General features: G+C 37.0%; 19 protein-coding genes and 3 tRNA genes. 14 read left to right on the forward strand and 8 right to left on the reverse strand.

Translation table 11 applies throughout. The annotated features are described in order from the left end of the window. Positions 1-95 precede the first annotated feature (95 nt). Positions 96-2,609: a protein translocase subunit SecD gene (gene secD / locus LNM86_RS04695; RefSeq protein ID WP_241438626.1), complete on the reverse strand. Its 2,514-nt coding sequence runs from the start codon at positions 2,607-2,609 to the stop codon at positions 96-98. A 623-nt stretch (positions 2,610-3,232) separates the two neighbouring features. Between secD and LNM86_RS04705 the strand changes: the two genes are divergently transcribed. The 3 genes from LNM86_RS04705 to LNM86_RS04715 all read left to right on the forward strand — a co-directional run bounded on the left by LNM86_RS04705 (position 3,233) and on the right by LNM86_RS04715 (position 7,636). Beyond that, entirely contained in the window at positions 3,233-5,602 is a 2,370-nt protein-coding gene (locus tag LNM86_RS04705) for a mechanosensitive ion channel domain-containing protein (protein WP_241438628.1), read from the forward strand. Further along, positions 5,596-5,868, forward strand: a complete 273-nt coding sequence (locus LNM86_RS04710; RefSeq protein ID WP_241438629.1) for a hypothetical protein — start codon at positions 5,596-5,598, stop codon at positions 5,866-5,868. Before LNM86_RS04705 ends, LNM86_RS04710 begins: the two co-directional genes overlap by 7 nt. A gap of 751 nt (positions 5,869-6,619) precedes the next feature. Beyond that, positions 6,620-7,636 carry an outer membrane protein gene (locus tag LNM86_RS04715; RefSeq protein ID WP_241438630.1) on the forward strand — a complete coding sequence of 339 codons (1,017 nt, stop codon included), beginning with the start codon at positions 6,620-6,622 and terminating at the stop codon, positions 7,634-7,636. Positions 7,637-7,969: 333 nt separating this feature from the next. On the opposite strand, the gene LNM86_RS04720 is transcribed toward LNM86_RS04715, so the two are convergent. Beyond that, positions 7,970-8,055 (reverse strand) — tRNA-Leu (locus LNM86_RS04720). Positions 8,056-8,202: 147 nt separating this feature from the next. Between LNM86_RS04720 and ilvA the strand changes: the two genes are divergently transcribed. From ilvA to LNM86_RS04735, 3 genes are all read left to right on the forward strand, one after another. Then, positions 8,203-9,480 carry a threonine ammonia-lyase IlvA gene (ilvA, locus tag LNM86_RS04725; RefSeq protein WP_241438631.1) on the forward strand — a complete coding sequence of 426 codons (1,278 nt, stop codon included), beginning with the start codon at positions 8,203-8,205 and terminating at the stop codon, positions 9,478-9,480. Between the two features lie 37 nt (positions 9,481-9,517). Then, the gene (locus LNM86_RS04730; protein ID WP_241438632.1) at positions 9,518-10,048 is read left to right on the forward strand and encodes a hypothetical protein; all 531 of its coding nucleotides are present in this window, start codon (positions 9,518-9,520) and stop codon (positions 10,046-10,048) included. Between the two features lie 269 nt (positions 10,049-10,317). Beyond that, positions 10,318-11,718 carry a DEAD/DEAH box helicase gene (locus tag LNM86_RS04735; protein WP_241438920.1) on the forward strand — a complete coding sequence of 467 codons (1,401 nt, stop codon included), beginning with the start codon at positions 10,318-10,320 and terminating at the stop codon, positions 11,716-11,718. Between the two features lie 487 nt (positions 11,719-12,205). Here the strand turns inward: LNM86_RS04735 and LNM86_RS04740 are convergent. Next, a tRNA-Asn gene (locus tag LNM86_RS04740) sits at positions 12,206-12,280 on the reverse strand. Positions 12,281-12,466: 186 nt separating this feature from the next. On the opposite strand from LNM86_RS04740, the gene LNM86_RS04745 reads away from it, so the two are divergent. The 6 genes from LNM86_RS04745 (at position 12,467) to LNM86_RS04770 (ending at position 19,712) form a co-directional block, all read left to right on the forward strand. Further along, positions 12,467-12,540: transfer RNA gene (locus tag LNM86_RS04745), tRNA-Cys, on the forward strand. Positions 12,541-12,756: 216 nt separating this feature from the next. Further along, on the forward strand, positions 12,757-13,431 hold the full coding sequence (locus LNM86_RS04750; protein WP_241438633.1) for a protein-L-isoaspartate O-methyltransferase family protein: 675 nt from the start codon (positions 12,757-12,759) through the stop codon (positions 13,429-13,431). A 28-nt stretch (positions 13,432-13,459) separates the two neighbouring features. Further along, positions 13,460-14,782, forward strand: coding sequence for a TolC family outer membrane protein (locus LNM86_RS04755; protein ID WP_241438634.1), 1,323 nt, complete (start codon positions 13,460-13,462; stop codon positions 14,780-14,782). A 252-nt stretch (positions 14,783-15,034) separates the two neighbouring features. After that, positions 15,035-15,601, forward strand: coding sequence for a DUF2497 domain-containing protein (locus LNM86_RS04760; RefSeq protein ID WP_241438635.1), 567 nt, complete (start codon positions 15,035-15,037; stop codon positions 15,599-15,601). A 145-nt stretch (positions 15,602-15,746) separates the two neighbouring features. After that, the gene (locus LNM86_RS04765) at positions 15,747-18,470 is read left to right on the forward strand and encodes a valine--tRNA ligase (RefSeq protein WP_241438636.1); all 2,724 of its coding nucleotides are present in this window, start codon (positions 15,747-15,749) and stop codon (positions 18,468-18,470) included. Between the two features lie 1,059 nt (positions 18,471-19,529). After that, entirely contained in the window at positions 19,530-19,712 is a 183-nt protein-coding gene (locus LNM86_RS04770; protein ID WP_241438637.1) for a hypothetical protein, read from the forward strand. Between the two features lie 115 nt (positions 19,713-19,827). Here LNM86_RS04770 and LNM86_RS04775 read toward each other — a convergent pair whose 3' ends face one another. The 5 genes from LNM86_RS04775 to xth all read right to left on the reverse strand — a co-directional run bounded on the left by LNM86_RS04775 (position 19,828) and on the right by xth (position 24,015). Continuing rightward, positions 19,828-20,574 (reverse strand): amino acid ABC transporter ATP-binding protein, encoded by a 747-nt coding sequence (locus LNM86_RS04775; RefSeq protein WP_256460918.1) that lies wholly within the window; start codon positions 20,572-20,574, stop codon positions 19,828-19,830. 11 nt (positions 20,575-20,585) lie between these two features. Next, positions 20,586-21,302: an amino acid ABC transporter permease gene (locus LNM86_RS04780; protein WP_241438638.1), complete on the reverse strand. Its 717-nt coding sequence runs from the start codon at positions 21,300-21,302 to the stop codon at positions 20,586-20,588. A gap of 2 nt (positions 21,303-21,304) precedes the next feature. Beyond that, the gene (locus LNM86_RS04785) at positions 21,305-22,057 is read right to left on the reverse strand and encodes an amino acid ABC transporter permease (protein ID WP_241438639.1); all 753 of its coding nucleotides are present in this window, start codon (positions 22,055-22,057) and stop codon (positions 21,305-21,307) included. Between the two features lie 138 nt (positions 22,058-22,195). Further along, positions 22,196-23,101 (reverse strand): transporter substrate-binding domain-containing protein, encoded by a 906-nt coding sequence (locus LNM86_RS04790; RefSeq protein ID WP_241438640.1) that lies wholly within the window; start codon positions 23,099-23,101, stop codon positions 22,196-22,198. Between the two features lie 131 nt (positions 23,102-23,232). Next, complete coding sequence (gene xth / locus LNM86_RS04795; protein ID WP_241438922.1) at positions 23,233-24,015, reverse strand: exodeoxyribonuclease III; 783 nt, start codon at positions 24,013-24,015, stop codon at positions 23,233-23,235. A gap of 491 nt (positions 24,016-24,506) precedes the next feature. Here xth and rpsL point away from each other — a divergent pair, with 491 nt between their 5' ends. Together rpsL and rpsG are read left to right on the forward strand one after the other, a co-directional pair. After that, a complete protein-coding gene (rpsL, locus tag LNM86_RS04800) occupies positions 24,507-24,878 on the forward strand; it encodes a 30S ribosomal protein S12 (RefSeq protein WP_241438641.1) in 372 nt (123 codons plus the stop codon). A 34-nt stretch (positions 24,879-24,912) separates the two neighbouring features. Next, entirely contained in the window at positions 24,913-25,383 is a 471-nt protein-coding gene (gene rpsG / locus LNM86_RS04805; RefSeq protein WP_241438642.1) for a 30S ribosomal protein S7, read from the forward strand. Positions 25,384-25,402: the final 19 nt, after the last annotated feature.

The raw sequence follows: 25,402 nt of genomic DNA on the forward strand, positions 1-25,402 counted from the left end.
ACGACTTTTTATCAAAAAAATGAATGAGTTGAAACAATTGTAAGTCTTTTCTGAAAAGAAAGAGAGAGTTTATCATATTAAGTAGCATGGTATGTTCATTTTAGTTTCGTGTTTATACGATTATTCCGTTTATGCCACCAATTTCCTAACAAGAGTAAAATGGGAGCGGCAATAAAGATAGAAGATGATGTTGCAATGACAATCCCAAAAACCATGGGGACAGCAAAACTATGGACGGCACTGCCACCCCATATCGCCATAGGTAACATGGCAAGAACTGTGGTCGCTGATGTAAAGAGACAACGGACAAGAACTTGGTTAATTGAGAGATCAATGAGTTCGCGCAACGGCATTTTTTTATAAAGACGCATGTTTTCACGCATTCGATCATAAACAACCACCTTATCATTTATCGAATAACCAACAATTGTTAAAAGAGCAGCGATGGCTGTTAAATTGAAATCAAATTGAAATAAAGCAAAAAAACCAATCATTTTTGTTGTATCTAAGATAAGCGTTATAATTGCTCCAACGGCAAAGAACCATTCGAAGCGTAGCCATATATAGAGGGACATAGCAATTGCTGCGAGAATAACAGCAGTAAAAGCAGCTGTGGCAAGTTCACCTGAAATTTTTGGACCAACAACCTCTATTTGGTCAAATGTGGCATCTGGATAGATGCTTTGTACGGCTGTTTTGACTTTATCGATGACGATGGTTTGTTGTGCTTCACCACCGCTTTGTTTCTGCATGCGAATCAACACAGTGTTTGCATTATCAATATTCTGTAATGTAATTTCACCAATATTGAGGGTAGAAAGCTTTGAACGCAAAGTTGCTAAGTTTGCAGGCTCTTTTGTGGTAATACTCATTTGGCTTCCACCAATGAAATCAATTCCAAAATTTAAGCCAGGTTTTAAAAACAGAAAAACGGAAGCAAGTGATAAAATAATTGAGACGCCAATACCAATGAAACGTGCTTTCATAAAGCGGAAAGTCGTATTTTGTGGGATAATATTGAAAATAGAGTGAAGATGTAGAGTTTTCATTTTCCATTTACGGATTATCCAAATCATCATGATGCGCACAATGGTGATATTTGTAAACATCGAGATGATAATACCAAGCAACATTGTTACAGCAAAACCGCGAACAGGACCGGTACCAAACCAAAACAGTAAAATAGTTGCAATAATTGCAGTAATATTGGCATCAACAATGGTCGCAAAAGCATGTTTGAAACCACGATCTAAGGCGGCAAAGGCGCTTATCCCTTTTCGGCTTTCTTCACGAATCCGTTCATTGATGAGAATATTGGCGTCAACAGAGATACCGATGCCTAAAATAATACCTGCAATACCTGGGAGTGTGAGTGTTGCACCTAGAAGACTGAGTGCTGCAAATGTTAAAATAGTATGGAGTGCAAGTGCTATATTCGCAATGATCCCCCAAACTCTGTAGAGAAGAAAAATAAAAATTGTCACAAGAATGAAGCCGATTATACCGGTGTAAAGTCCCATTTGAATCGCATCAGCACCAAGATTTGGACCTACAGTTCTTTCTTCAATGACGGTTAGTGGAGCAGGTAGAGAGCCTGCGCGTAGTAGAGCAGCGAGAGTTGATGCTTCTTTGGCGTCAAAGCTTCCTGTAATTTGACCTTGTCCGTTAGGAATGACGCTATTGATAGTAGGAGCAGTCAAAACTTTGTTATCGAGAACGATGGCAAAAGGACGGTTAATATTTTGTCGTGTTATTTCCGCAAATATTTTTGCACCAGCGGAATTTAGCGTGAATGAAATAATAGAACGTCCTGGTATTTGTGGGTCAAAACCTGCGCGGGCGTCTTTCAGGACATTTCCATCTAAGGCAATTTGATCATAAATTGCATAGTGTTGCGCCTCATCAGTATAGCCAGGAAGGATTGAAACACCTATTGGAGGATTATTGATATCAACATTGGAGGGCACCAGATGAAAGGTCATTTTAGCGGTTGTTCCTAAAAGATCACGCAGCTGCTTTGGATCTTGTAAACCTGGCAATTGCACCATAATACGATCCATTCCAACCTTTTGTATAGCAGGTTCAGTAACACCAACTTGATCTATACGGCGACGAATGATTTCTAGGCTTTGTTCAATAGCATTGCTTATACGATCTTTTATACCAGCTTCCGTTAATGTAACACGGATAGTTCCATTTTGAGAACTGATAGCAATGTCATCGGCTGTAGCGCCAAAACCACGATGTATGGGGCTTACCAATGTCTTCAAAGCAGAAAGTGCTTTTTCGATTTGTAACGGATCAGAAACAAGTACAACGATGCTGTCTTCGATGATACGAGCACTGGAAGTTGGGATTTGTTTTTCACGCAGTGTGTTACGCACATTTGCTAAAAGTATGTGTAATTGATCACGCTTTAACGTTTTGCTATCGACCTCGAGGAGGAGAGAAGAGCCTCCTTGAAGGTCAAGACCAAGTGTTACACGGGTATTCGTTAAAAATTGCGAATTTTTGACCTGTTCTTGCGAAAATAAATTGGGTAAGGCAACATAAATGCTGCTTAAAAGGATCAAACAATAAAGAGTAGTCAACCAACTGGGTGTACGCATGATATATTCCGCTAATAGGCAATCTTAAGAGTTATTAATAAAGGCAAGGCTAAGATAAGAGTGTCGTTTTATAATTCAAGCAAGAGGAGGAGCGCGTTTATTTGAAAAATATTGTGTCTTAAGGTTTCTAAATTGTGTGCAAATAACGATGACAATGACTAAAAAAAGATTTAATGTTGGGAGAAAGCCACCGTTAGGAAGAATAAGATTTATATGAAACGTTGCAAAGTTTTTATTTTCAGTTGTTATAGCCTTTAATCGATGAGATTTGTTTTGTGGATAAAAACTGTTCGTTTTGACTATATTATTTTCTTGTGGTTGTTTTATTAAATAAGCAGCGGCTCCTAGATTGCTTATCAACAACATGCCAAAGCCTGACAAAAGAAGCCAGATCGTAAAGGGAAAAAAATTTTCTTTTTTGCAAGGGAGTTGCAAAAAAAACATGCTAAAACACTTTCTTTAATTTTATTGTCTTCACACTTACTATTATCTTTTTTCTCTTATCAGTATTATAGGATAAGAGAAAGCTTATAAATTATTCTACACAAGTTGAAAATATTTATTTCATGCCATATTCTTAAAAAAGGAGGGGTAGATTCCTAATTTATACATCTAAGGCAGATATGTATTTATTTTTTAGAAAAAAGATACGCATACTTCTCTTTGTTTTTTCGATTATCGTTGTTTTTGGCTCTTGTGCATGGGGGGCTCTTCGGTCACAAAATGCAATTGTTGAACAGGCAAGCTCTCAATTAATTGATGAGATTATTCAACAACAACAGCTTGTTATTAAGAATCTTGAACAAAATACAGAAACTTTGAAAAAAGATTTTGAAAATAAATTAGAAGACGAGAACGCTTTGGCGGAACTACGCTCTCGTGCGCGAAATATCAGTAAACGGGCGATAGAAGAAGCATTCATTTTGCGTGCGCCCCTCAATGATATTAATGTACTTCTTGATCAATTGATAGAGCTCCATGATGGCGTAGAAAACTTAAAAAAAATAGCTAAGGAGCAGTCTCAGTTGATGGAGAAAAAAACTGAGATTAATAACATAGTGCTTCGGTTTGAAGCGATATTTTTGGCTGCAAATAGAATATCTGAACTTGCTATTTCTCAATCTCGAGAACTTTTTAAACGCACTCTTACGCACAAGCTCGTGTTTTCAATCCCGATGGTTCAACATCTCGTCCAGAAAACAAAAGAAGCTTCATCTGATTTTCTTTTACTTTTGAGTTCTTGGTGGAATTTTGTATTTTATTTCAAATTGTTACAGCTCTTTCTTTCCTTGTTGATTCCACTTTTTACTGCTTTGGGACTTTCTTATTTTTCTCGTAGAGTTCTTATATATGTGCATGACCACTTTGCTAAAAGAAATGAGGAGATATCTTATTTACAACGCTTATTAATCGCTTTTATTTCTGTTCTCTTACCTTCGCTTGTCTGTGTTTTTTGCGTTTATCTTGTCTTATTTCTGTTCCGTAGTTTTAATTTAGAGCTAGGAAAACTCACAGCAGTCTTTGATACGATAGGTTATCAAGTTATCTTAGTTTTTTTGATAAATCGTTTAGCCGTTGTTCTTTTAACAACAAATATGACACATATGCATCTTTTTAATGTTACATCGTCGGTGGCATATCAATTGGTGATTTTGTTCACTTTTTTAGGTGGAATTTTGGCATTTGATGCTGTTTTTGATAGTATTTATCAAATAGTTTCAGCTTCTCTTTCCTTAACAATTGCCAAAAGTTTTATTGCTGTTTTTCTTGTGGCAATATTGTTGTTTCTTATCGCATTTGTCCCTTTGCGGTTTAGTAGGATTTCCCAAGAACAACAGAGGGAACCGTACTTTTGGCCATTTTATATACGTGTTCCTCTCATTGTATTGGGGATATTGCTGATTGTAATGAATTTTTTAGGTTATGTCGGTTTGGCACGTTTTCTTGTGCAGCAAATTGTCATCGGGGGGGCATTTTTAGTTCTCATGTATTTGGGGATAAAAAGCGCGCAAGCAATTGGAACTAAAGGACAATTTATGAAAACGATCGTTGGTCATAGTTTGATGCAATGGTTCCATTTAGAAGAGAAAACGATGAATCAATTAGGGAGTATCTTGAGCATTTTCCTTAATTTATTTGTTATCGTATTTTGTGCAATGCCAATTGCCGTACAGTTTGGATTTTCCTACTCTGATTTGAGAGAAGTGTTGTGGCAGTTGGTGACTGGTTTTCAAATTGGAAATGTCTCTATTTCTTTGATTTCTATCCTTACAGGAATCGTTGTTTTTTTTGCTTGTTTTTTTATCATTCGTCAATTTATTGGTTGGTTAGATAGCACGATATTATCCTATGATGAATTCGATTCTGGTGTGCGTAATTCTATCAAAACGGTTCTAAGTTATAGCAGTATTGTTCTGTCTGCTTTGATAGGATTGTCGATGGCAGGTTTGGATCTTAGAAATTTTGCTCTTATTGCTGGTGGGCTTTCGCTTGGCATAGGTTTTGGTTTACAGAATATTGTGCAAAATTTTGTCTCTGGACTGATTATTTTAGTCGGAAGACCGTTTAAACTGGGGGATTATGTGGAATCTGGCTCAGTAGGTGGTATTGTTAAACGGATTAGTGTCCGTGCAACCGAACTTGAAACATTTCAACGGAAGACGATTATTATCCCTAATTCAAGTCTCATCAATAATAATGTTAGTAATTGGACGCGACGTAATAAAATAGGGCGGATTGACATCCCTGTTACTGTTTCCTCCAATATTCCTCCAGAGCGTATTGTTGAAATTTTGTTAGAGATTGCTTTTGCAACAGATGGGGTTTTAAAACATCCTGCCCCACAGGTGCATTTTACTTCATTTGATAGTAAAAAATTTTCATTTAACTTAGCTATTTATGTGCCTAATATTACCTCACCTGCTAAGGTGACAAATGCTCTTCATTTTGTGTTATATAAGCGCTTTGTTGAAGAAGGAATCTTGGAATGCTAAAATATATTTGCGCTTTTATTGCAATTGTGTTTTGGGATATTTGGGTTTTTCCAGCTTTTGCAGCAATTGTGAAGAATACTGATTTAAAGGTACAATCTCTCGTCATTCTTGAAGGAAGTAGTCCCTTAAGTCTCTCCTTGCATCCTCATCAAACTGTTACAATTTGTATGAAAGGATGTTTTATCACTTTTCCCAATAAGGACCGTTTTGCAATCAAACCAGAGGATACTATAGAGATCCATCAGGGTAGAGCAGTTTTTCAATAAAATCATTTAAACTTTTCTTATGAGGTAAGCTTTGGAAACCAAAGGTGCCATTGTTTCCGTTATTGAAAAATATTTTATTTAAAGAGCTGCTGATAGAAAGCTATAATCTGAGTATAGGATTTTGTATTGAATAAGTAAAATGAGTAGACTTTTTAAATTATGAAGAATCAAAAATATATATTTAAGTATGATACTCCTTTAAAAATTCTATAAGTAAATAACTGAAAACTCTTTTGTTCTTTCTTTTCTTTTATAATTTTTTTGAAATATTTTACTTATAAAATTGTTTTATTTTTTATGCATTAAATGCTCTTCATTTTTAATGTTGAATTATTTGTATAGTTTGGTTCTTTTTCAATAAAAGAGTTTGTTTTTTAATCTATTTATGGAAATGTTTGATAACGAACGATGTACTGAAAGTTATCAGGATGATTTTAGATGCTGATTGTATACAAATAGGCCGTTGAATAAATAGGTTTTGGTATTGTGATGCGATCTTTTAGATGAGAAGAGTTTTATAATTCTTTCTTTCGAAAGAAAATATAATAGATATTCTAAATAAAATTGTAAATATAAAAGTATTGATTATAGCTTAAATATTAAAATTGAATAAAACTATTTACTGATATTCTATTTTGGTGTAAATATAGAGGAGTATATGTAATTTTGCAGCATAAGATTTGATAGCGCTTTGTTTTTAGTAAATGTGATTTTTGATTATATTTTATAATAGCAAATGGGGTATAATTTTATGAATACAAGATTTATAACAACTTCCGTTTTTTCTTTGTTTTCAGTTTCTATAGCACAGGCAGCAGATGTGGTGGTTCCTGAAGAGCCAACGCATGTTGCTGCAGCAGTTATTTCTCCTCCCCAGTTTTCTTGGGCAGGTTTTTATTTGGGAGGTCAAGTTGGTGGTTTTTCAAGTAAAATTTCTGCTAGAATACCTGATGTTGATATTCCTCTCTATCCTGATGAGGAGAGTAGGAAGAAACCATGGGTACCAATGGACAAACAATATGTGCCTAAACTTTCAGGTTTTTTAGGTGGTATTTATGCTGGGGCTAATTTTGATCTCGGTAATAATTTTATTTTTGGAATTGATACGGATATAATTTTTACGGATAAAAAGGATACAAAAACTGGTTCTTATCCTGAAGAGTCTGGAAATGGGAAACCTGGAAATGGGAAACCTGGAAATGGGAAACCTGGAAATGGGAAACCAAATGGGAAACTTGGAAATGGGACATCTGGAACAGTAACAGAGGAAACTGGAAAAGCTGTAGCTATAGAGGTGAGAGGTAGAGCTGGAGAGAATGGAGATGAGCTTGTAAATGGTGCGGGAAAGAACCATTATAATATGGTGTCAGTTACAGCAAGGTCAGAAGATAAAGGAGATGCGGAGAAAAGTAGTGCGACTTTCACTCATACTTTGAAACAAAAATGGGTAGGTGCTACACGAGCGCGTATTGGTTTTTCTACGGGTCGTATTATGCCTTATATCGCTGGTGGTATCGCTTATGGTGAGTTTCAAGATGTTATGTCGACTGCAATTACGGGAGCAGAGCCCTTTAATAAAACATCAGATATTACAAAAACCATGGTTGGTTATACCGTAGGTGGTGGTATTGATTTTGCCATGACAGATAATCTCATTATGCGTGCGGAATATCGTTACTCAGATTTTGGTAAAAAGAAATTCGATGATGAAATTGAAATAAAATATAAAACGAATGACTTTCGTGCCGGAATAGCTTACAAATTCTAATTTTTTCGGGATTAAATTGGTTTTAAAGGTCCTATCTTTGGATAGGGCCTTTGTTCTTTTCTATACTGTCAATATTATTCTTTGTATTGGAAATGAGGGGGTGGTTTTTAATTCTTGTGATAAGGTGAAAAATGGCTGTAAGTTTTTCATTTTTAAAAATGAAATTTTTGTAGATCATTGGCAGCACTAAAACGCATGATCAAAAAAGTTATGATTCGCATTTCAGCATTATTGTGGTGCCGTCTAATAGCGTTATAATGGAGTTATGAAAGGCGGTTTAATTTTTGTTGATTTTAACAACATATTGAAAAATAAGGTAAATTTAAGATGTTGTGGTGCGGACGGCGGGACTTGAACCCGCAAGGTCTTAGACCGGCAGATTTTAAGTCTGCTATGTTTACCGATTTCATCACGTCCGCGGTAAGAGCATTCTCATAAGCTATATCTTTTGTTGAATCAAGAAATAATGATTAAGAGCAGAACTTTTCGTATTTTGTTTAATTTTTGACTGACAATGGTTGTCTTTATAGTTAGAAGAAGCCTGTATAAGATTAACGAAGCGTGAAATGGCTGGTGTTATGAGTCAATTTATTCAAGACGTAAATAAAGCTATGGTGGCTTTGCATAATGTATTTGCGGAAACACCACTTCAGAGAAATGATTTCCTTAGTCAAAAATATGATGCGGAAATTTATTTGAAACGTGAAGATTTAACACCTGTGCGATCATATAAGATTCGTGGTGCTTTTAATTTCGTTTCAGAAATGCTTGGTGAGATCTCTCAGGATGCTGCATTCGTTTGTGCATCAGCGGGGAATCACGCGCAGGGCGTTTCTTTTGTTTGTCGCTATTTTAAACGTAAAGGCGTGATTTTTATGCCTGTGACAACGCCACAACAGAAAATTGATAAGACACGCATTTTTGGTAAAGAGTTTGTTGATATCCGTTTGGTTGGTGAGACATTTGATCAATGTTATGCGGCCGCGCAATCTTTTGCTATGGAAAGTGGAGGGGTGATGGCACCACCTTTTGACGATATTCGCATCATTACCGGACAAGCAACAGTTCTCTGTGAGGCCATTTTGCAATGGAAAAAACTCAATGGGGAAAGCGAGCCAGATTTAATTATTGTACCTGTAGGTGGTGGTGGTTTGGCGAGTGGTGTGAGTAAATTTTTACATGAATATGGTTGGAAAACGGAGCTTCGTTTTGCTGAGCCGCAAAGAGCGGCAAGTTTGCTTGCTTGTTTGAAGAGTGGAAAACATGTCAAACTTGAAAATATCGATACATTTGTAGATGGTGCTGCTGTGGCTGAAATTGGTGCGTTGAACTACACAATACTAAAGAAATTTTCAGCTGATTCTGTTATTACAGTCCCTGAAAATCGTGTTTGTTCGACAATGGTTGAAATGCTTAATGTTGAAGGGGTTGTTTTGGAACCAGCCGGTGCTTTATCAATCGATGCTCTTAATAGTCTTTCTCCTCAAGAGTTGAAAGGAAAAAAAGTCCTTCTTGTTATTTCAGGTGGTAATTTTGATTTTGAGCGTTTGCCCGATATTAAAGAGCGCTCTTTACGTTATCAAGGTTTGAGGAAGTATTTTATTTTTAGTTTTCCGCAACATCCTGGTGCTTTACGTAATTTTCTTACTCAACTTTCTCCAGATGATGATATCGTGCGTTTTGAATATCTCAAAAAATCATCGAGAAGCTTTGGTTCTGTGTTGATCGCAATTGAGACAAAGAAATACGATAATTTTTGTCTTTTAGAGAAAAAGTTTCAAGCTTTAGGTTGGCGTTATCGCGATATTACCGATGATCAAACATTATTCGATTTTGTTATTTAACAAGTTAAAACTTTTGCAAAAATGAGAGATATTAAGGATGAAAGCTGTTTTTTATTTTTTACTGGGGCTATTTTTATTTTTGAGTGTTGGTAAACAAAGTATAGCATCGGAGCTACAGACAATACAAAAAAATGAACTTTCAAGATTAATTGTTGATGTCAATAATGCTGTAAAAAATGGAAATTTTGCGCTTATTGCTTCTTATATGCCTGAGCGGCTTTATAAAGAAATAGCGCGCCGGTTGAATACGACAGAGGACGATTTACGTCACAGTTTTCTTAAACAGTTGCATGTTCAATTTGAAAATTTGCCTGCTAGTGCGTACCATTTAGATGAAAAAAATATAGAATATTTGCAGACTGATAAAGGGACTTTGTATGCTTTGATTCAGACTACGCTTGAGACGAATGATCGCATTATTCAATATAAAACTTTGGCAATTTTTGATAAAACGCAATGGTTTTTAATTTACGGTGGTCAAAAAACGATACAAAATCCGGTTTTTCAAGAGATTTATCCTGATTTTGATAGATTACATTTACCGAAGGAAATCATAATAAAGAAATAAAAGATAAGAAGATTATTTTTCTTGTTTATGATAAATCACTTTCGCAAAGCTCTTGCTTTTTTGTAATAATCTAATAATAATACAGTTGAAGGTGTTTAGGCTGTTTAATGGGCCTTTATTAAAGTAAGATTTATGCCACCTTTGCCTTGATTTCAGGGGCCTCATGGGTTGCGCAAATCGCTCTTTCAAGCGTTGCTTTACAAATTTGAAATACCAAGATTTCTTTTGCGCGGACTCTTGAGTAATGAGATTCAGCTCCTTACTTGTTGATAGTGGTGGAGTTGAGGAGAGATTTTACTTTGAATATAAATAATGTTTTCCTAAAATTAGGTTTGCCTCCTCTTTTGATTAAAAACTTGCTTGTTGCTGGTATGAGTAAACCTACTTCTATTCAAGAACAGGCAATTCCAGTGATGCTGAAAGGGCATGATATATTAGGGATTGCACAGACGGGCTCTGGAAAAACCTTGGCTTTTGGTTTGCCTATTTTAAATCAGATTTTGGCTCTGGGAGATAAGCGTTCCCCTAAAACTGCACGCGCTTTAATCTTGGTTCCTACACGTGAGCTTGCTGTTCAGGTTGATGAAACAATTCGTGCTGTTGCGAAAGGAACGCATCTTTCAACATGTCTTGTTTTTGGTGGAGTATCACGCTTAAAACAAATTAAACGCATGAATGCGGGCGTCGATGTTTTGATAGCAACACCAGGGCGTCTAAGAGATCTTATTCGTGAAAAATGTGTTGATCTGTTTCAAACGCATTTTTTGGTTCTGGATGAAGCAGATCGTATGTTAGATATGGGCTTTATTAATGACGTACGGCAAATTGCAAAACTTTTGCATCAGGAGCATCAGACCGCACTCTTTTCTGCGACAATGCCGAAAGAAATTACCGCACTTGCAAAGTGTTTACTCAATGAACCCGTGAAAATAGAAATTTCTCCTCAAGGGACTCCAGCTGCACAGATCAGCCAAAAGCTCTATTGTGTTCCTACACGTGAAAAAAAGAATGTTTTAGGTAAACTTTTGACAAATCCGGCTTTTACTTCTGTTATTGTTTTTACTAGAACGAAGCATGGTGCTGATGCTGTCACACGCAGTCTCACAAAGACAGGGTATTGTGTTGCGACAATTCATGGAAATAAATCACAAAATGCCCGTCAATCTGCCTTAAAAGCCTTTCGTGACAGAGCAGTACAGATCCTTGTTGCAACAGATATTGCAGCCCGCGGAATTGATATACTGGGAATAAGCCATGTTATTAATTATGATTTACCAGATGAAGCTGAAAGTTATGTGCATCGTATCGGTCGCACAGGACGCAATGGTGCTTCTGGTGAAGCACTTACCCTTTTTGATGAAGGCGTAGAAGGAGCACGGTTGCGTGCTGTAGAGCGTTTGATTCGTATACGCTTAACACGTGAAGATATTCCGGAACAGTTTGCTGCTTTTCCAGAAAAGCCGATTGTGTCAGAAGAGAGAGAAAAAGAAAAGAAATCTCGTTGCAAAAAATCTAAATGTCAGAAGCGTTTTTTAGATTGTAAAGACAAATCTGAGCAATTACAGGGTAAAAAATTGTCTTCTTCAAGTGAAAAACACAAAAAAGCAAAAGCAGCTACAAAACGAGGGAAGCCTTTTCGTTTTCGCAAGTCAATCAAGAATGCTGCTTGAGAAAAATTTTTACAAGAGATTGTGGAGTATCTCTCTTTTTTCAATTTCGTTAAGATTGTAAGAGAGCAAGAGAGATACAAAGCGATGTTTTTGCTCAAATTAAGGGAATCTTTCAAAGATTACAATTTCTCAGGAATAGGCTTTCAATTCTTTAGAAGTCAAAATATTCTCGATATTCAGAATAATTAAAGATATCTTGAAAAGAAAGTATTCTTGTATTTTCTTAAGTTATAGTTATTTTTTAATGTATTTGTAGAAAATATCAATGGACTTTGCGTTATGTTCAACATCCATCGTAATTCAAAGAACAGAATGAAATAGAGTGTAGTTTATATCTTAAAAATAGTCTTTTAAAAGATGATTTAGAAGCATTTTATAAAGCAATGCTAGAAAATCCTATATCCTTGCTTTTAGCTTTTATTTGCGAGTCTCTCGCATTAGAGAATATATCGGAAAATCAATAAGTTATTTTATATAAAAGACAATATGGCTCCCCGGGCCGGATTCGAACCAGCGACCAACCGGTTAACAGCCGGTTGCTCTACCGCTGAGCTACCGGGGAACAGTGCTCGATTGTTTAGCTGTAAAGGCTATAGCAAAGCAATACTGATTTGCAAAGGATAAAATTATTTTTTTAAAAAAAAATGTTATAAGTTGCAGAAAAAGAGGAAAAAACAACAGAGAAAATTTCTACACCTTGACGGATGCATTGCCTTCCCTTATTGACATTGAATGTATTTGTTGGTGAGGCCTCGTGGCGGAATGGTTACGCAGAGGACTGCAAATCCTTGTATCCCGGTTCGATTCCGGGCGAGGCCTCCAGATGATGTAAAATGAGATGGTCTTTAGGGATAATATAGGCAGGTGAGCTGCTTTCCTTCATGGCAAAATGCTTTTACATACAATATGCTAATAGGCGGTTAGAATCGAATTGTTGATTGTAGTGTGTTTTTTTAACACCCATAGGAGAGGATTTTATAGGTTCTCATGATTACCGTTTTGTTGTATTCTTGTCGTGTGTAGGAGAAAAGGGGTGTTATGGTTGCAGATTTTGCAGAACTTCGTCGCAAAATGGTTGACAATCAAATTCGTACAGTCGATGTGACGGATTTATCAGTTCTTGAAGCGTTTTTAATGGTACCACGTGAAGATTTTGTACCAGAAGAGATGAAAGCTTTAAGTTATCTTGATAACGATATTATTATATATCCAGCGCAAAATGAGTTGCCTCCACGCTATTCTATGAAACCTGCCTCATTAGCAAAATTGCTCCAACTTGCAGCTGTGAAATCATCGGATATTGTGTTAGATATTGGTGCAAATAGTGGTTATTGTGCGGCATTGCTGTCAAAACTTGCAGGGTCTGTTGTTGCGTTAGAAAGTAATAAAATTCTTTCAGAACGTGCTTTTGAGACTTTAAAACGAAATCAGTATGATAATGTGGTCGTGGTTTCGGGACCTTTAGAGCAGGGATATGCTGTTGGGGGGCCTTATGACCTGATCTTTATCGAAGGTGCTGTTGATTTCGTTCCAGAGGATATTTTTGATCAAATGAAAGACGGTGGACGTCTTGTTGTCGTTGAAGGACACGGTAATTCTGGTGTTGCGCGAATCTATATAAAAGAAGATGGCGTTATTGCGGGGCGCCGTGCTTTTAATCTTGCTGTAAAAAGTCTTTCTAGTTTTTTAAAAGCGCCTGATTTTATCTTCTAGTGTTTATTTTGTTTGTAAAGATAATTTTATGATTAATTTGGGGTTTGTTGTGTATAGTGTATTCAAAATGAACAAAAAAATTCAGGCACTTTTGTTGTTAGGTTTTAGTAGTTTTATATCAGAATCTGTTTGTGCTGAAACATTGATGGATGCTTTTGTTAAAGCTTATACGCATAATGCTAAGTTGAATAGTGAACGTGCAGCTGTGCGTATATCGAGTGATGATGTGGTTATTGCACGGTCTGGTCTATTGCCACAAATTGAAGGGGTTGGAAGTTATGGGCGAAGTAAATCTATGGCAGGTCCTTATACCACTTCTGGATCTATTGGGATAAGATTCAATCAAAGATTATTCGACGGTTTTATCACGCAAAATACGCTTTCTTCAGCTCAGGTTAAATTGCGGGCACAGCATGAATATCTTCGTAATGTTGAACAAAATACGTTTCTCGATACTGTAACTGCGTATGCTAATGTATATCAAGCGCGTCGTATCGCTGACCTTCGTAGAGAAAATTTGGCAGCCCTTGAAGAACAAGTTCGTTCGAATAAGGCAAAATTTGATGTGGGAGAGGGAGGGCGTGTTGATCTTTTTCAAGCGCAAGCAGCACGTTCTGTAGCGGTTTCAGAATTGAGTCTTGCGCGTGCTGATGTAAAATCAGCAGAAGCAGTTTATCGGCAAGTTGTTGGTTCAGATCCTGAAAAATTAACGCGTCCACCAGTAGCAAAAGATCTACCGGTTAATCTGGATGTCGCTTATCAACTTAGCGTTGCCCTACATCCAGCAATTTTGTACGCAAAGTATTTAGTTGATGCTGGGCTTTACAATGTAAAAGCTAAAGAGGGAGCATTGCTTCCTAAAGTGGATTTTTCTGCAACAGCATCTTATAATCGAATTTACAGTGGTGCTGGACAGGATGGTGTTTCTAAATCAATAGGGGTATCCGTGAGTGTGCCAATTTTTGAAGGTGGGCGTACGTCTGCTCAGATTCGCCAATCTAAGGAAATGCTTGGGCAGGCTCATCTTCAGCTTGATTTGGCTTATAGTAATACAAGGCAGGGACTTACTTCTGCGTGGTTTCAGTTAGAGGGAGCACGCGCATCTTTAGTTGCTTATCGTGACAGTGTTCGCGCTGCTGAAATTGCTCTTAAGGGGCGTGTTCAAGAAAATCGTGTAGGGCAGGCGACAACACTGGATGTTTTGAATTCTCGTACTCAGTTGATTAATGCTCAAATTGCACTTGCAACGGCAGAACGTAATGCTGTTGTTGCTAGCTATAGTGTTCAATCTTCTATTGGTAAATTGACGGCAGATTATCTAGGCTTGAAAACAAATAAACCCCTTCGATAACACATAAACGTCACTTTTGAAACTACAAAGACTTTTCCTTCTATAAAAGATCACTATGTCAATAGGTGGACATATTGAGAAAGAGGGTGGTTAGATCTCGTCCTTTAAAAAACAGAGAAAGTTGTGTGTAGCGTCTTACTCGTGGTAGCCACATTTGAAAATATAGGAGGAGATGTGTTGATCTTATGATTCTTTTGCATACACTAAGAATATGATTCTGTTTGTCGTTGCGTCTTTGAGAGGTTTTTAAGTATGGTACAGAGTTCAAGTGTGTTACGTGAACCAAGTATGGATGAGATTTTGACATCTATTCGTGAAATAATCGAAGAAAATGCCGTTCAATCTGATCACTTTTTAAATGAAGGTGTTGCAATGAATACCTCTGCCAACCGTTTAGAAGGAGGAACGCAAGGTGTTTATGATACGACTTTATCGGTTGATGATGCAATGAAGGCTTTGGCTGATCGTATTGGGCTTTCTTCTGAAAACAAAGATTGTTCGTTAACACAAGAGAAAGAAAAGAGAGAGGCAGAAAATAATACGATTGGTGTGGATATGCAAAATGTGAAGTTTTCTTCTGAAGAACAGGACGCCATTCATAAAACAAAAGAATATCGTGATGAGGAAACTCTATCACAGATGGAAAATATGGCTTCTGGTCGTGTGGAATTATCTGAATATTGTATTTCTTCTGCGGAGAAGATTGCAAAAGATGTGCTTCGTCCAGCTATAGCAGAGTGGTTACAGCGTCAATTGCCTGTTTTGCTGGAGAATATTTTACGTGAAGAGATTGTTAAAACAATTAAGAAATCTTCTTAACATTTTGTTTTTTATGTTTTCTCTTTATTTTTAAGGTTTTGTTTGCAATTTTTGAGACTCAATGTCAATCAGTGATATTTGCAGGTAGTATGATCGGATGTTAGATCAGGGACTGTGTTTTTCCGCAGCATTATGAGTAGGTGAAATGTTAGAAAAAAACTATGATGCTGCTTCTATAGAGCAACGGGTTGCAAAGAGATGGGAAGCTCGTGGTGCTTTTGAAGCAGGAGCAGGTGCAAAAAGCGATGCTGAACCCTTTTGTGTTATGCTCCCGCCTCCTAATGTTACCGGCTCACTTCATATGGGACATGCACTTAATACAACAATTCAAGATATTATGGTGCGCTTTCAGCGGATGCAAGGCAAGAATGTCTTATGGCAGCCGGGCATGGATCATGCAGGAATTGCTACGCAGATGGTTGTAGAGCGTCAACTTGCAGAGTGCCAAGAGCCGACACGCCAAGAAATGGGAAGGGAAAAATTTATTGAGCGTATTTGGGAATGGCGTCACAAAGCTGGTGGAGTCATTGCCAACCAACTGCGTCGATTGGGTGTTTCATGTGATTGGTCACGTGAGCGATTTACAATGGATGAGGGTTTATCACAGGCTGTTCGTGAAGTTTTTGTTACGCTTTATAAGCAAGGGTTGATATATAAGGATAAACGTCTGGTTAATTGGGATCCTAAATTATTAACAGCTATTTCTGATCTTGAAGTTGAGCAAAAAGAAGTTAAAGGTCATTTGTGGCATTTTAGATATCCCCTTGAAGGTAAAGCTTTTGATCCGAATGATGCGACAACTTTTATAACAGTAGCGACAACGCGACCAGAAACAATGCTTGGTGATACAGGCATTGCTGTTAATCCTGAAGATGATCGTTATAAAAGTCTTATAGGACAACATGCTATTTTACCGCTTGTTGGTCGTAGGTTATTAATTGTTGGTGATTCTTACGCAGATCCTGAAGCAGGAAGTGGTGCTGTAAAAATTACACCAGCACATGATTTTAATGATTTTGAAGTAGGGCAGCGCAACAATCTACGTTTGATTAATATTTTTACAAAAAAAGCTGAGATTTTTCTGCGTGAAAATGAAGCATTTTTTGATGGTTTGGTTTTGTCCGATGAATTAAAAATATTAGTGGAAAATTTAGATCAATCTGATCGTTTCTTTGCACGCAGTCAGATTGTTTCTCTGATGGAAGAGAGAGGATATTTAGCCGCTGTTGATGATCATTCCCACACTGTTCCTCATGGAGATCGTAGTGGAGTGCCTATTGAACCATTCTTGACAGATCAATGGTATGTTCATGCGGCAGAATTAGCTAAGCCAGCGATAGAGGCTGTTCATCAAGGAAAAACGCAATTTGTTCCCGATAGTTGGAAGAAAACCTATTTTAATTGGATGCAAAATATTCAACCTTGGTGTATTTCACGCCAATTATGGTGGGGACATCAGATCCCCGCTTGGTATGGCCCTGATGGGGCGGTTTTTGTTGAAAAAACTGAAGAAGAAGCTTTGGCTTCGGCGCTCTCTCATTATGGTGAAGCGGTTGCATTAACGCGTGATGAAGATGTTTTAGATACATGGTTTTCATCTGCTCTTTGGCCGTTTTCAACACTGGGGTGGCCAAACAAAACGGCTGAATTGGCTACTTTTTATCCAACATCGTTATCGGTTACAGGATTTGATATTATCTTTTTCTGGGTTGCGCGTATGATGATGATGGGACTTCACTTTATGGGCGAGGTTCCTTTTCCAACGGTTTATGTGCATGCTTTGGTCCGAGATCAGAAGGGAGCAAAGATGTCAAAGTCGAAGGGAAATATTATTGATCCATTAGAGCTTATTGATCAATATAGTGCGGATTCACTCCGTTTTACTTTGGCGATTATGGCGGCACAAGGTCGTGATGTAAAGCTTGATCCTTCTCGTATTGCAGGTTATCGTAATTTTGCTACGAAATTATGGAACGCTACGCGATTCGCAAAGATGAACGGTGTTAAGCACGACCCAGCTTTCAAACCAGAAAAGGCGAAACTTGCGCTTAATCGTTGGATTTTAACAGAACTTTCTAAAACCATTTCAGCAGTTACTACCGGTATTGAAAATTATAAGTTTAATGAGTCTGCTAGCGCTCTTTACAGATTCATATGGCATACATTCTGTGATTGGTATTTGGAGCTTCTTAAACCTCTATTTCAAGGTTCCAATGAAGAGGCTAAAAGTGAGGCTCAAGCCTGTACTGCATGGGTTTTAGATGAAGTTTATAAGATTTTGCATCCTTTTATGCCTCATATGACAGAGGAGCTATGGTCCCTTACAGAAACGCCAAGTATAAAGCGTGCAGATATGCTAGCGTTGGTGCAATGGCCGGAGGGGATATTTCTAGATGAAGAAGCTGCTGCTGATATTAATTGGCTTATTGATGTTGTTAGTGGAATTCGCTCTGTACGTTTTGAAATGAATATTCCCGCAAGCACGTTAGCGCCTCTTGTTATTGTAGAAGGGGGGGAAGTAACACAAGAGCGTGTACAGCGCTATGATGCTCTTCTTAAAAAATTAGCGCGTATTGAAACCATTCGTTTCTCTGATAAAGTTCCAGCTGTATCTGCGCAAATGATTTTGGAAGAAGCTGTTTTTTGTTTGCCATTGGGGCAATTGATTGATTTAGAAGCTGAACGTGCTCGTTTGATGAAGGATATGAGTAAAATTGAACAGGATATTGAAAAAATATCGGTTAAATTAAACAATCCTAAATTTATAGAAAATGCAAGACCAGAGATTGTTGAGATTGAACGTAACAGAATTGTAGAATTGCATGCAGCGCAGAAAAAAGTTTCCGCTGCTTTAGAACGTTTGATGTAATTGAATCTTTAATCCTCTTCATTCTCATGAATGGTGCAATGAAAAATCAAAAGATTTTTTCGTTTTTCTGTTGATAAAATAATAAGTTAATAATGTTGTTTCTCTTTATTTCTCTTTGAAGTTTCTTATCACTCTCATATTTAAACGTTTTTAAATATTGTATTTATTTTTATCCTACTTTTAGCAGTTCTGTTTCTATAGTAAACTGTTTTGGTTGTTTTGTAATAACAATATTCAAATAACAAAATATTATAATATTAAGCGATCTATTACAAAATAGAGAATGATAATTTATATTTAAAAATCAATTTGTTGTAGATGAAGAGAAAATCTTCTTTTGGTTTGATCTTTATTTATTTTTCTGTTCGAGTTCTGATATGCGCAATATCTTTTTTGTTGAAAAGGTTTTTAGGCCATACAAAGAAGTTTAGAGAAGATGTGATCATTCAAACTAAGCTAAGGGTGAATTCTTTAGAAGCTAAACAAGCTTGAGGCATGGGAAAGCTGTGCTTAGTGTTCGAACTTCCTTTCTTCTGTTTATGGAATAGATGTAAATAGCGTGCAGAACTCTAGTGGTGATTCATTTTATTTTTTGAAGCGTTGTATAGCTTCTTATAAAAATAGACAAATAAAATTCAGGCAATTTCAGTATTACGTTGTGCAGGCGATACGGAAAATATTGGAGTATTTGGGAAGTTTGGCACTATCTATGCAGAGGGTAATGGTATTTTTGAAGATGATTTTATAGGTCACACAGTTTTTGCATCTATTGGTTAAAAAAGGTGCGGATTTTGGTTTAACCGATGAAAGATCTGTTTTTGATGCTTTGGTTAAATTTACAGATTATATGAAAAGTATTCTTCAATGACTTGAAAACCCTAATCTTTCTTATGCTGCCCGTCTTTATATGCTGGCTGTGATGAATTATAGAAATTCTATCGCTCAGGATCATTTAGAAAAAATATTTTCAAGGGGGGGGACGAAAAGAAAAAATCCTTGTACAGATAGCATGGTGCTTTCAGGCTTGTAGCAAGAAAAAAGAATTCTCTTTGTTCAAGAATGCTTAAAAATATGTTTCCTCAGGCAGAAAAAATGCTCCATGGCACAACACTCTTAACTTTAACTTATGAAAAAGACAAAGTAAGAGGTCGAGATTGGATTTGTCCTATGCAAGAGCATGCTTTTGCTATTTGTGATGAATATGAAAAACCTACAGTAATACCGCTGGTTGGTGATATTTAAAAAATGGCAAATTTTGAATATTTTAATATGATATTTTTAGTGTCTTTGTTATGAGATATTGATTTTTTATGTCTAAGTTTACAACAGAGAGACCGTTGTGGTTATAATATAACGGTCAATGGTTAAGAATCTTAGATAAAAAATCTTGCGCTCGTGGTGTTCTCTTTTGTGGATCAGAAAAGAACTCTTTAGATGAGCAGTCTTCAAGAATTTCTCCTTGATCCATGAAAATAATGCGTTCAGAAACTTTTTGTGCGAATCCCATTTCATGGGTTACACACATCATTGTCATACCTTCTTCTGCTAAGCTGATCATGACATCGAGTACTTCACCTACCATTTCAGGGTCTAGAGCAGATGTTGGTTCATCAAAAAGCATAACGAGTGGATCCATCGTTAAAGCACGAGCGATAGCAACACGCTGCTGCTGTCCCCCAGAAAGTTGACCTGGATACTTATCTTTATGATCGATAAGTCCCACACGTTCAAGATATAACAAGCCACGTTCGAGTGCTTCTTTTTTGCTGCGCTTTAAAACTTTGATCTGTGCAATTGTTAAATTTTCTGTGACAGACAAATGCGGAAAGAGTTCGAAGTGTTGAAATACCATTCCCACCTGACTGCGTAATTTAGGCAAATCTGTTTTTTTTGAGTGAACTGGTGTGCCATTAATCCAAATTTCCCCTTTTTGGAACGGGACGAGAGCGTTAATGGTTTTAATGAGTGTTGATTTTCCTGAACCTGACGGTCCACACACAACAACAACCTCTCCTTTATTGATATTTGTTGTACAATTTTTAAGAACATTAATTTCGCCATACCAGTTGGAAACATTTTTTATTTCGATCATATGTGTAGTCATTTCTTTTCCTATTAGCGAATAATGGATATTTTTTTCTGGAGATATAAGACGATCTGAGACAGTGTAAAACAGATAACAAAATAGAAAAGTGCTGCCAAGATATAAGCTTCTTGTTTCGCACCAAAATTGTTAGCAACAATATCAAAACCGTTTAAAAGACTGTTACCACTGATTGCATAAACAAGTGTTGTATCCTGAAAAAGGATAATGACTTGGGTTAAAAAAACGGGCAACATATCTCTAAAAGCTTGGGGAAGAATTACAATATACATATTCTGCCAATATGTCATTCCAAGAGCTTGCCCAGCATGTTTTTGTCCTTGCGAAATAGAATTTATGCCGGCACGCATAATTTCGGCAAAATAAGCGGCTTCAAATGCGGTAAAGGTAATGAGTGCTGATTTGTTAGCACCAATTGATGTCCCAGTTAGGAAAGGTAAAAGCACAAAAAACCATAAAATAACCATAACAAGCGGGATTGAACGCATGGCTGTTATGTAAATTATTGCAAGCCAAGAGAGTAGTTTTATAGAGGAAAGGCGCATCATTGCTAAGAATGTGCCAAAAACAAGTCCTAATACTGTTGCAAAAAGAGTGAGAAAAACACTAAAAAGCAGGCCTGACAGAATGTAAGAATAGAATATATCAAAAGTAAAAAATGAAAAATCAAAGTCTGAAAAATTGAAAGAGGAGGAAAATCCAAACTTGGAGCTTATGAAATTCATCATATTCAATGTTCCTCTGTTTGAAAATTAGGAATTTTGAGCATCTGCTCAATTATTGTCATAATGATAAATACGAACAAGGCTATAAAAATATAAAGAATCGTAACGATGAGATAGTTTTCATAAACATGACTTACTTCTTCAATCGTTTGATATTGAAATTGCATCAATTCATTTATTGAAACGGCAAATGCTATAGACGAATTTTTTACAATCCCCATTGCTTCCGAAGTAAGAGGAGGCATGATTGTGCGTATAGCACGCGGTAAGATGATATAACGATAAACTTGATAAGTTGTAAATCCCATTGCCATGGCTGCATAACGCTGCCCAGAAGGAATTGCCTCAATACCTGAACGAACCTGTTCCGCAACACGAGCGGATGTAAAGAATCCTAAAGCACATGTTATGAGCAAAATAGGCGAAAAATTCATTGCTGGTGGATAAATCTTAGGAACAACAAAATACCATAAAAACACCTGTACAAGCAAAGGAATGTTACGCATAACTTCTACCCATATAGCGCCAAGGGTACGCAATAAACAACGGATCATGGAAGTATTTGGTAGAGTGCGCATGGTTCCTATAATAATACCCAAAAACACAGCTAAGACTAACGAAGAGATTGATAATATAACTGTATTTTTTAAGCCATCAAGCAGTGTATCTAAGTAGGTATGACTTACCCCAGGAGTTCCAAGGCATCCAGTCACAAAAGTTTGGGTAAGATCATCTGTACAAAGGAAAGAAAAGTCCATTAATTGATATTTCCTAAATTTAATCATCCGCAAAAGAACAGTAAACCAGCTTATTTCCATATGCTGAATTTATTGAGAAATGAACTAAAACATAACCACACTCAATTTTCAAAGAGTGTGGTTGTCTTTTTCTAAATTCTACAAATTATTTTCTCCATAATCCTCGCGAGGCTTATTATTTGGATGTTCCCAAGCGTATTTGGTTGCTTTAGATAAAGGCAAGTTGATAATAGCATTTGCCGGCGGAATTGGTTGCATAAACCATTTATCATAAAGTTTTGCAAGTGATTCGTCTTTGATTTGGCGTACGATACTATCATTGATTGTTTTTTCAAAGTTTTTGTCATTTAATCGAAGCATACAAGCGATAGGTTCGACGGAAAGGACTGGATCAAGGATCACATAATCAGATGGGTTTTTTGATTTGGCAATATGGCCAGCAAGAATTGAAGCATCCATAACAAATGCGTCTGCACGACCAGATTCTAATAATAAGAAACTATCTCCATGGTCTTTACCTTTTACAACATTAAAGTGAATATTTTTCGCACGTTTATTTTTACGGATAAGTTGAACAGATGTTGTTCCTGTGGTGGTTGCGACCGTTTTTCCATTTAAATCGGCAAGAGATTTAATATGAGAGTTTTTCTTTACAGCAATTCGAACTTCTTCAACATAAGTGGTATAAGCAAATGCTGCTTCTTTACTGCGCGCAACATCATTTGTTGTGGAACCACATTCAAAATCATAGGTGCTGTTTTTTAAGAGAGGGATTCTATTTTGTGATGTGATGGGAAGATAATGAATTTTAATTGGCTTACCAATTTTTTTAGAAATATCGTCAATAATACGTTCTGCCATTTCTGTATGAAAACCTACATATTTATTATTACCAAGGGCATAGGCTAGACCTGATGATTCACGGACACCCAGTGTGATCTCTCCAGTTCTCTTGATTTTTTCAAGTGTATCATTGCCAGCATGTGCGATATTTATGAGCCCAATGGCAGTGGCTGCAACAAATAGTAAAAGTGTTTTTTTCATTATGTCCTCCGTTTGTTTACAATTTTTATTCTTGTTTATTCTTTAAGATATATTTCCATACATGGTCTAGCACATTTATATTCTAGGTGGGATATTTTTTTATCTCAATAGAATTTAAGTAGTGTGTCCTGTTAATTGAAATCAAAATGCGCCCAAACAGGAATATGATCTGACGGTTTTTGATATCCTCTTACTTCTTTTTGGCTATAAGCACAGATAAGTTGATCGATAGCTTCTGGTGATAAGAGAAAGTGATCAATGCGAATCCCGTTGTTTTTAAGCCATGCACCAGCTTGAAAATCCCAGAAGCTAAAAGAGGGGGTTTCTGTAACATTACGAATAGCGTCATAAAAACCTAAATGAATAATGCGCTGAAACGCTTGTCTTGTTTGTAGAAGAAATAAGGCATCCTGATTCCATTGTTGAGGATTTTTTGCATCTAAGAGGGTCGGAATGACATTATAATCACCCGCTAAGATAAGAGGTTCTTCATAGGCAAGCAATGATTTCGCGTGTGCGTACAATCTTTCCATCCATTGCATTTTATAAGGATATTTTTCGCTTTTGACAGGATTTCCATTCGGTAGATAGAGAGATGCAACACGGATAACGCCTTTATTTGTTGAATAAACGGCTTCAATGTATCGTGTTTGTTCATCATTATCATCGCCGGGTAATCGGCGCATAACCTCATCAGGTGTTTTTTTAGAGAGAATCGCCACACCATTAAAACTTTTTTGTCCGTGTGTTTCTATGTGATAGCCTAAACCTTCAATTGCATCGCGTGGAAAATTCTCATCGGTGCTTTTAATTTCTTGTAGACAAACTACATCAGGTTGATTTTGTTGTAGCCATTGATACAGTGTTTCATGTCGTGCTTTTATTCCAGCAATATTCCACGTTGCTATTTTCATGGTGCTCATTTTTATATTCCATTTAGATATTCCATGCGCAATTTATTAAAGTATAAAGTTAAAGTGTTTTATGGATATCGGCAATATGCTGTGTAGAGTGAGCTAATATAGAAGTTAGATTTATCAAGAGTTTCTATCAAAGCCAAATTTAAAGTATAATTTATTTTATTTTCATTTTTTGAAAATTTTTAATGTTTAGTTCTTGACGAATGTATGTGTTCTCGTTATTAGAAGGTAATATAAACGATGTGAGAGTGATTAGTGTTTTTGACATTTGTCTGAGAGTTCATTCAAACGTGTTTTATTTTAAAGATTAAAAGCAAATGCTGGTGCAAAAGGCGGTTGCCTTCTCTGCTTGTAATCGGGTAAACTGTTCATAACAGGTGTGCCCGATTTTGTGTGTGAGTTTAGTTATTTGCTCCGATTTTATCGGATAATGAATAAAGCCCTTCAAGTGGGTGGAGAAACTTAAGTCGAAAGAGGAAGGTTGCATGCCTACCGTAAATCAGTTGATTCGCAAGCCGCGTATAGTGCCCGTTAAGCGCAATAAGGTTCCTGCTCTTCAATCGAATCCGCAGAAACGTGGGGTTTGTACTCGTGTCTATACAACGACACCGAAGAAACCAAATTCTGCGCTTCGTAAAGTTGCTAAGGTTCGTTTGACAAATGGATTTGAAGTGATTGGTTATATTCCCGGAGAAGGGCATAATCTTCAAGAGCACTCTGTTGTAATGATTCGAGGTGGTCGTGTGAAGGATCTTCCAGGGGTTCGTTATCACATTATTCGTGGTTTGCTTGATACGCAGGGCGTCAAGAATCGTAAACAGCGTCGTTCAAAATATGGCGCGAAGCGTCCGAAATGATAAAACGTAAATTTAATATTGAGAGACAAAGCTAATGTCCCGTCGCCATAGAGCAGAAAAACGTGAAATTAATCCGGATCCTAAATTTGGTGATTTGGTTGTTACAAAATTTATGAATGCCATTATGTTTGATGGTAAGAAGTCTGTTGCTGAGCGTATTGTTTATGGTGCGCTTGATGTTGTAGAGAAGAAAGTGAAGACAGATCCTATAGCTCTGTTTCATCAGGCGTTGGAAAATGTTGCCCCTCATATTGAGGTTCGTTCGCGGCGTGTTGGGGGTGCTACTTATCAGGTTCCTATTGATGTTCGTCCTGATCGTCGTCGGGCTCTCGCTATTCGTTGGTTGATTTCAGCGGCTCGCGGGCGTAATGAAACGACAATGATTGATCGTCTTTCTGGTGAGTTGATGGATGCAGCTAATAATCGTGGTTCTGCGGTAAAGAAGCGTGAGGATGTTCATCGTATGGCTGAGGCTAATCGTGCATTTGCTCACTATCGTTGGTAAGCGTATTTAAGATTAAGGT

It is taken from the genome of Bartonella machadoae (assembly GCF_022559585.1).
Taxonomy (GTDB): domain Bacteria; phylum Pseudomonadota; class Alphaproteobacteria; order Rhizobiales; family Rhizobiaceae; genus Bartonella; species Bartonella machadoae.